The 8,555-nt window shown below is 59.5% G+C and carries 6 protein-coding genes; 5 read left to right on the top strand and 1 reads right to left on the bottom strand.

Going from position 1 to position 8,555, the window contains the following annotated elements; genetic code table 11:
• The first annotated feature begins 717 nt into the window (after positions 1-717).
• Entirely contained in the window at positions 718-1,710 is a 993-nt protein-coding gene (locus SPHN_RS14195) for a phosphatase PAP2 family protein (protein ID WP_248524371.1), read from the top strand.
• Here the strand turns inward: SPHN_RS14195 and SPHN_RS14200 are convergent.
• Positions 1,628-2,953 (bottom strand): glycosyltransferase, encoded by a 1,326-nt coding sequence (locus SPHN_RS14200; RefSeq protein WP_248524372.1) that lies wholly within the window; start codon positions 2,951-2,953, stop codon positions 1,628-1,630. The genes SPHN_RS14195 and SPHN_RS14200 overlap by 83 nt on opposite strands.
• A 516-nt stretch (positions 2,954-3,469) precedes the next feature.
• Between SPHN_RS14200 and SPHN_RS14205 the strand changes: the two genes are divergently transcribed.
• The 4 genes from SPHN_RS14205 to SPHN_RS14220 all read left to right on the top strand — a co-directional run bounded on the left by SPHN_RS14205 (position 3,470) and on the right by SPHN_RS14220 (position 7,251).
• Positions 3,470-4,174, top strand: a complete 705-nt coding sequence (locus SPHN_RS14205; protein WP_248524373.1) for an HPP family protein — start codon at positions 3,470-3,472, stop codon at positions 4,172-4,174.
• 789 nt (positions 4,175-4,963) lie between these two features.
• Complete coding sequence (locus SPHN_RS14210; RefSeq protein ID WP_248524374.1) at positions 4,964-5,362, top strand: VOC family protein; 399 nt, start codon at positions 4,964-4,966, stop codon at positions 5,360-5,362.
• Between the two features lie 537 nt (positions 5,363-5,899).
• A complete protein-coding gene (locus SPHN_RS14215) occupies positions 5,900-6,943 on the top strand; it encodes a hypothetical protein (protein ID WP_248524375.1) in 1,044 nt (347 codons plus the stop codon).
• The gene (locus SPHN_RS14220; protein ID WP_248524376.1) at positions 6,940-7,251 is read left to right on the top strand and encodes a hypothetical protein; all 312 of its coding nucleotides are present in this window, start codon (positions 6,940-6,942) and stop codon (positions 7,249-7,251) included. The genes SPHN_RS14215 and SPHN_RS14220 overlap by 4 nt, the downstream gene beginning before the upstream one ends.
• The last annotated feature ends 1,304 nt before the right edge of the window (positions 7,252-8,555 follow it).

An 8,555-nucleotide genomic window follows, 5' to 3' on the forward strand; every position in this document is an offset into this window, starting at 1 on the left:
GATCAACGCGATTATCCCTGTTTTGACGGGTCCAGCTTAAGCAGTCAGCTAATATCGCCTTGCCGACGCATGTAGCTGGTTCATTGAGCTAACCGCGAGCCGATGCGCAATGGCACTGAACCGCTGTCTCAGACGCATCATCCGATTGCGGAAATCTTGCCGGAACTGCGGCCTGCAGAGATGCAGACGGTGTACTTTCAGTGCATGGAGGACGGCCCCGCTAGCCTGCTGGCGCCGGTTGAGGCTGAGTTCGCGAGACGCGGCCTGTCACCTCACGCAATGACGTTCGGTTGATGGAGCGTGATCACCGCCGAACGGATCGCGGACCTGATCGAGCAAGCTCCATGTTGAGCCCTCGTGGCGCTCACAGTGCCGCATGAACGATTGAGGGCGGACGGCACGACCGGAAGTTGCCGAGCACGTTTACAGCGATCTCTATCGGCCGATTGATATTGAGGAGGGACAGCTTCGTTTGCCGCTCTAGCTAGGCGAATGGCGGAGGCCGGGTCGATCTGTAGAGGGCACTTGGTCCGCAGTCGCCCAATTCCAGACATTCAGCCTGTTTTACACGCTTCTCAACGTCGGCCATTCGTTCATCTGGCTGAATGGCAACTGACGTGGCAACGAAGGAAGGGGCCACAAGGCGTCATACCGGGTTAGTTTCCGGTCATTCGGCAATGCACATTATCGATACGTCGGCACCGGATCGCAACGTCGATGGCACTGCAGGCATACAATCTGCGTTCGACCGCAATGACTGCGCCGACACTGCCCACTGACCGTCGAGACATACCGTCATGGGTGTTGATTGCGGCGATGTTGCTGAGCTTCATCGCTGCGGAATATCCACATACGTTTTTAATTGATTGGGTCCGGGCGGTACCTGCCGTTTCGGCGTTAATCGCACTTAGCGTGGCTATCATCATCGGCAGGCGAACCACGCGACCTCGCCTCGCTGCTGGCGCAACGGCCTTCCTTCAAATGACGCTTTTTACGTTATTGGGCGTCGTTTTGGCCTATGCGCTGGCCGCGAAGTCGGGAGTTCTGTGGGACGACCGTCTGGCAGCGGCAGACCGCGTGATCGGGTTCAACTGGCCAAAAGTGCTGGCTTTGCTCGACAAGGTTCCAGCAGCGATCTTCGTGCTAGGATTGGCCTATCACAGTCTCACCGTGCAGATGATCGTTGTGATTGTGGCGCTGAGCAGCGTATCGAAGTTCGACGTGCTCAGGACTACCGTGTGCGCAGCGATCCTTTCCGGGTTCGTCACGATCCTGATCTCGGGGCTGACGCCCGCAATGGGCAACCTGTTCGATCCTTCTCACTACCGGCATCTTTGGCCGTCCGTGGCATGGCTCGAGCGGGGATTGATCACTGGCCTTCGCGATGGATCGCGCAAGGTTCTCGATCTCACGATGCTTATGGGAATAGTCAGCTTCCCGAGCTTCCATGCAACGCTCGCTGCGATCTTCATCTGGTCATTCCGAGCCATGCCCCGGTTGACGGTTCCAGGTGCGGCATGGGCGGTACTCACCATTCTTGCGACGCCAGTTTTCGGCGGCCATTATGGGGTCGACGTCATCATGGGGCTGATATTGGCGCCACCTGCGATCATCGTTGCGCATCGCATCACGCGGCGCAGGCCGTCTCCTTGTCCGTCGACCTCCGCTTTATCGGCATCAGGTCCGCTTGATCGTCAAGGGCGGCATTAACTAGCGACGCCGCTTCGGTTACGCCTCCGCCGGAGGCTATACCCGTGGCGAACTGGCGCGCGACGCGGCGATAGCTCGGGTTCGTTAACAGACGCCGCAACGCCGGTTCGAGGCCGCCCTGGCCTGCGTCCGCCGGAGACACAACACAGGCGGCGCCGATTCGCGCAAGACGTGCGGCCGTCGCTGGTTGTTCAAACGCCAGCGGCACGGCCACGATCGGAATCCCGGCAGCCAAAGCGTCCAACACGGTGTTGAAGCCGCCGTGCAGTATCGCAGCCGAGCATTGGTGCAGGATCTGGGTCTGCGGCAAGAACGCCCGGACCAAGGGATCACCGGGAAGGGAGGCGGCTTCGATTTCGCTCAGCCCGCCGCCATGCGCTACCACCGCGCGAGCACCAACTGCGGCGCATGCGCTCGTCATCGCTGCAAACAGCGCTCGCCGCGCACCTTGCAAGGATCCGAGCGAACAGAATATCAACGGCCGATCGTCCTCCACCGGGAGGGTTTCTGCCGTTTCACTAAGCCGCCATGGTGAGCCATATCGGAAACTCGCGGGAAGCGCGGCGCGGGGGAAGTCGAGGCGTGCTGGACATTGGGCGATCTGCAAACGTTCCGACCATTGATATTTTGGGTCTGGATCAAGACCCCAGCGACGGGCGTAGGTTGAAACGGTGCCGGTGATCGGTCTCATGAGCAGATCGCTTACCGCGTAGCCGCCCTTGTTCCGGTTGATACCGATCGCATCCGGACGATACGCCCACCCAAGAAACGGTGGCGGGACCGTTGCCTCCCTGAGCAGGGGCAACCCGGTAACTGCGGTGATAAAGGGCAGACGAAGATGCCGAGCCACCAGCGCACCAGCCGGCTCAACGGAGTCCGCAATTACCGCATCGATGCCAAGCCTAGACAAAGCTGATGGCAAGGTCTCGAGAAGCAGACGGGTCATCCTGGCAGTGCTGCGGATCATCCTGGGGAGCCCGATAAATCCTGAAGGGTTTGCCAGCGTGCACATGTGTTTCGCCAGCGAACCTTCCGGGTCCGCAGGATGGTCGATCGCCGCGAAGCGCACTGCCGAACTGGATACGAGCGATGCCGCCTCAGCCATGTGGACCACGGTGATCTGGGATCCGGTCGATGCAAGGGCGGAACCCAGAGCTACCAAAGGATTGATATGCCCGGCGGTCGGCGGCGCAATGATCGCGATATGTCGCCTTCCGAAGGTCACGTTCTTATAGCTTTCCATCGCCACTAGGTAATCACCGGCTCGTATCAGCAATCGCGTCTGGCGATAGTTCCATCGCTCTGCACAATGATAGCGTGGGTCGTGTCCGACTGACTGTTTGGTTGGCAAGCGCTAGCGCGTTAGGGGACGGTCCGCTTCCCTTCCCATTCCCGCCATTCCGCTTCCGCCCACTTGCGGACCTTCAGCCCGTTGGTAAGATTGACGCACAGGAGGCGAACAATGAAGCGACCGAAATTGGCGTTCAGCTTTGCGAAGGGTGCGGCAATGGGTGCTTTGATGGTCCACGTCGGTATCAGGCTAGCTTCTGCGCTCGCCTAGGTTCGTGTCCGCTTTCCAACAAAAAGCGGCTGCTCGCCCCCCGCCCCGACACCTGAACGAACGGCTGCTTACCTCGATGTTCGCCCGTAAGCAGCCAGTCCGCAATCCTTTCCTATACGGCCATCCCGCTTGCGCTCATAAGCGGCCGTTCGAGGCCGGGTAAATCGGTGCGAAGCCTGTCGACGAAAGGTTATATGCTTGCGGGCTCTATTTGCTCCGATCCTTGCTGGTGCCACGTTCGGTGGTCGACTTGTGGCGTGTATTGGCGCGGCGCTGAGCATCGCGTTCACCGCACTTGTGACAGCGATGGTATTCGGAGACGGGTGGCCCGCCGTGCTGCTCGTGGCCCCCATGGGCGCTTCGGCGGTACTCATCTTTACCGTTCCTGCCAGTCCGCTCGCGCAACCCTGGGCAGTGATCGGTGGCAACGTCATCTCGGCTATTGTCGGCGTTGGGATAGCATCCATGGTGTCATCGCCTGGGCTTGCGAGTGGCCTGGCAGTCGGAGGTGCAATCCTGGCGATGTCAGTACTGCGCTGTCTGCACCCTCCTGGCGGGGCTGCCGCACTGACCGCGGTGATGGGCGGTCATGCGGTCACAACAGCCGACTGGATGTTCCCGCTAATGCCAGTGGGGATTAACGCAGTAATCCTGACCGCTGCCGGGGTGGTCTTTCATCATCTGTCTGGCCATTCGTACCCGCATCGCCCTGTATCAGGCCTGCAGGTGCCCGCCGGTTCGCAGGTTGAGGGCATCCCTCATCCTGAAGATCTCGACGCAGCGCTCGCTGACCTTAACGAGACATTCGACATCGGCCGCGACGATCTCGAGCTACTGTTTGACCGTGTGAGAGCCCATGGGGCAATGCGTCGTGGAAGTGAGAAGTTTGCGGGCCGCCGTTAGGCTCCACCGATCAGGTCGCGAGATCGTTTGCGTATACCCGTGCCCGTTCAATTCACCGACACCTAGAAGCGGACCGTCCGCTTTCCTTCCCATGCCGGACGCTGGCCATGCGGCGAATATCCCCTCTGCCGAACGGCTATCGTCAGCGGGTTTGTCGGTGTAGCGTGGTTATTGAACTTTAAGGCGCGTTGATGGCTGAGCTATCGGAACTAAGATACGCAGTGGAGATTGCCGATATTAGCTTGCCGCGCGCGTGGACAACGGTGGCATTACGCTTGTCGCTCCAAGGAGCGTTACTTGAGCTGCGCCTTTGTCGGCGCGAGCCGGGTCCGAGGGCTTTTCGGATATTTGATCGGCAAACCGGCGAACCTTACGTCGAATGAGAGTACCTGATCGCACGGCACCTATCGAGGGCAGGTCGCTCGAAACCCGCCCGTCCGCTTTCCTCCCATTTCGGACATTCCGGAACCGAATGATCGACGAAACGCGCGAAGAGGCCTAGTTAGACAACGCTAAGCGATTGAATAATAACGGTTAGACAATCTGGAGGCCCGACCGGGCCTTGAGTAACAAAGCTAACTCAATGGCTTAGCCTGTCTAACTTGGTCGGAACCGCCGACAAATATCCCTCCTGTCCCGCGTCCGATGGCTAACCGTTCTCCCTGGTCATCTACGGCCACTACGCCCAATAGCGGACACTCCACGGGCCGGGGTGACTGCGGATCACCCGCCGGCTAGGTGAGAGTGCTGATAGCGATCTGAAGTCGATCAGTCTTTAGGAGAGTGCCTGTGCTTTTTCACACCATGGTCGGATCGAATGACATTGAACGGTCCAAGCGCTTCTACGACACGGTGCTCGGCACCTTGGGTGCAGGGGAAGGGACGCGGAACATCGCCGACAGCGGCCATACACGTCTGATATACAATAACGGCAAAGGAACGAACTTCATCGTCAGCCAGCCGATCAACGACGAATCGGCAAGCGTCGCGAACGGCAGCACCGTCGCATTTTCATGCGACTCGCCCGAACAGGTGAAGCAGCTTCACGATGCCGCCGTTGCCGCTGGCGGGACATCGATCGAAGCTCCGCCCGGACCGCGCGAAACTGCTTCAATGGGCACCATCGAGCTGGCCTATTTCCGTGACCCCGACGGCAACAAATTGTGCGGAATTCATTTTCCTGCCTGATCTGTCCGACACGGGTCCGCTTCTGATTGTAGCGGACCCCGATCACGCGATCTCGCGAATGTCCGCTTTCCTTCCCATCTGCGACATTCCAAGGGCGATAACGATCGGGTCAAAGCGACCTGTCGGCCACTCCCTCGCAGGTATAGCGCAGGTCGAATTTCGGGCTTTTCCCAAGCCAAAGCGCTTTCGCTAGGAACCGGCCGATCGGCGATCTCACGCCAAACTGGGAAGCGGCTGGGTGCCGCCGCCGGGGCAGCAGTCATGGGCCCTTAACCCTCTGTAAACGTTCGACTATCTCCGGTGTCTCACTAGCCTTCGTAATGCGGGGGTCACAGGTTCGAGTCCTGTAAGCGGCACCACCCTTCTTTAAACATTGCGTGTCGCAGCCGAGCAGGCTGCGCATCAGTGCGTGCCGCTTGACGTGTAGGATAATGTTGCTCAAATGTTCTCCCCGCAATGATGAGCGGGGACGGCATGGTCCAGACATCGGGCAGTAGTAAGCGGAACGCGTTTTCGCGTTGGATTCGGACGGGTAAGGTGCCATCGGCGCTCAGTCCTGACGGTCTCGAACTCAAATTCAATTCATGGCACGGTCCGGCGGACGGCCGATTTACCTTTGCCGGCGCTGGGCGCCGTTACGGCGCGGGTGGGGTCGATGCGGCTGGCGGGGAGAACAGTCGGACGTCGTCCAACGCTGGTTCCGTGTCGGCCTTAGGGAAACGTGGTAAGTCGCAGACTGCGACAACAGCGATGGCGGGAACGCCGCCTGCTGGAGCACCAACCGGCGAGGACCGAAGGCCGGTCAAGCATGCGTTGCTCGCGCTACAACCCAAACGCATCGAGGGGAGGCGGCCTGATAACGAGCCGAACCCTCTCAATGAGTTCGTTGGTGGCGTTGGCGAAGGACTTTATGATGTAGGGAAAGGAACGGTAGCCGAAGTGCATGCTGCGCTGACAACAAATCCGGCGACTACCGTTAGCAACGCCGGCCGCGAAATAGCGGCCATGATCGACACCGCAATCGCTGCTGAGGATACCCCGGCCCGTATCCAGGTCTCCCGTGCGGCAAGCGCCGTCGCCAACGCCTCGGCGCGAGACATCGGTCGTGCCACAGGAAAGGTTGCTGGGAACGTTGCACTGGCGGTCGCGCCGGGGGCGGCGCTCTCCAAGGCCGCATTGCGCCGACTCCCTATCGCGACGCCGCGTATTACCTTTGACCCGCCGCAAATCGGCTGGGTGAAGGAGACGACCAAGTCAGAAAAGCCCTGGAAATCCTATAACGATACCGCGCCCGGCGCGCGCGCCGGTCAGGCGCCAACGTTGATGCGGACGATGGCCGACGGTTCGAAGCGGTCGGTGAAGTTTGACGGCATTCAGGGCGATTATATGATCGACCGAAAATGGGCTGTCGTAAACAGGCTTCGCTCACGGGCCCAGATTTTGCGGCAGTCGGAGGTATTGGCACAACATCGTCTGATCGGGTTGTGGGAGGTCCGCACGCCTGTCGACAAAACCAAGGCTCTGAAACTGCTCAAGCAGATGAGCATCACCAACATCCACGTAAAGGTTGTGAAGCCATGATCGCTATGCAGGTTGCAGAGATTATCGCGCAGTACGTCGTCTTTCTCGAACTGACCGACGAAGAGGACCTTAACCTCGACACTGCCGTGAAGATGATGGAAGTCTTGGCTGGTCAGCTTCAAGAGATGGACAAGGGATTTCTCCGTGAGCTCGTGAACGCGTTCCCGATCATAGCGGAACAATACAGCGGCGAGGCGCAAGAGGTGGTGCGCGGCATAGCTTATGGCTACTATCTTGAAGACGCGCTGGCAGCAGGCGACCCGGTCAAGCTGGCGGCACTGGAAGCTTTGCGCGACGCGAAGAGTTGAACGGCGCCACTTGGAATCGTGGGAATCTCAAGGCCGCACAGTTCAGCGTCGATGCTTACATCACTGACGACTGACCGAAATTATCCAATGATCTGAGTGCCCATCTTTGTCCCCTGTGGGGCACCAGGGTCCCCCCGCGGTTGGGGGGTCCATGCGCTTTCTCATAGAGCGACCAAGGCGCGGCACTTTCTGCGGCGAAACGGCTCTGGTAATACCCCGGCGCGTCACCGCCCCAATCCATATTTCAATCTCAAGCCCTTCGTCCTTGCTTTCCTGAGCTGGGCCCACGCCCCTCTGTGAGGACGCTTATCCATGCTTCACGCTGGCGTGCGCTCATTGACGATTTTCCCGACTGGGATCTCGACAGCATGTCAGCAATGCAGGCAGCAATTCGGTTCATTTGGCAAAACATCGATAGACCGGGTTGCCCCCCGCTATTGGGTCCAGCCGCTCTCGCGAAGTCTTGGTAACCGATAAATTTCTGATGGGGTGAGTTTTCTGCGGGCGCTTGTTTTATGATTTTGCCCTAACGAAGTATTGCTGATTGCAATGTTCGATTTTGTTGATCAGATGTTCTTGCTGCACGAGCGGGTGGGGGAAGCAGCATGGTTCAGACAGCGGATGGCGAACACAAGTCAGGGGTCTCGCACTGGTTGCGAACCGGTAGGCTGCCGACAGCGCTAGGTCCCGAGGGTGTCGAACTCAAATTCAATCCATGGCACGATCCTGAAGACGGTCGGTTCACATTCGCAGGCGCGGGAAGCCATTATGGCTCGAGCGGCGCCGATCCGACCGGCGAACCAAGCATGGGTGATCGCAGCAAGTCGCGCGCCGCCAGACACTCAAAGTCGGAAGCATTGCGGGTCGGAACGCGGGTAGGCGATGGCCAGCGTAGAGCGGAACCCGGGCCATCCGGTACTCACCCCCAAAGCGACTCTGGATCGCGTGCAGGTAGCCCGCCGAACCCGGTTGCTGAATTCGTCGGTGGCGTCGGTGAAGGGCTTTACGACGTCGGGAAGGAAACGGTGACGGGGGTTCATGCGGCACTGACGACAAATCCGGTGACGACCATTCGCAACGCTGGTCGCGGGATTGCGGGCATGATCGATACCGCGATCGCTGCCGAGGACACGCCCGCTCGTATCCAGGTTTCTTGCGCAGCGGGAGGCCGTCGGCAATGAACCGCCCCGGGTCTGCCGGAGGCCTTGGGTTGTGAGTCACGCCGCCATATCGATGTTGTCTGCGGCAGCATAATATTGGTGTTCGGCTTCGGCAGGCGGGATGTTGCCGATAGGCTCGAGCAG

The sequence above is a fragment of the Sphingomonas faeni genome, from assembly GCF_023195535.1.
GTDB lineage: Bacteria > Pseudomonadota > Alphaproteobacteria > Sphingomonadales > Sphingomonadaceae > Sphingomonas > Sphingomonas faeni_B.

Coding starts and splice junctions, on each gene's coding strand:
- SPHN_RS14220 (WP_248524376.1), top strand. CDS start 6,940: ATGATCGCTATGCAGGTTGCAGAGATTATCGCGCAGTACGTCGTCTTT.
- SPHN_RS14200 (WP_248524372.1), bottom strand. CDS start 2,953: ATGGAAAGCTATAAGAACGTGACCTTCGGAAGGCGACATATCGCGATC.
- SPHN_RS14195 (WP_248524371.1), top strand. CDS start 718: ATGGCACTGCAGGCATACAATCTGCGTTCGACCGCAATGACTGCGCCG.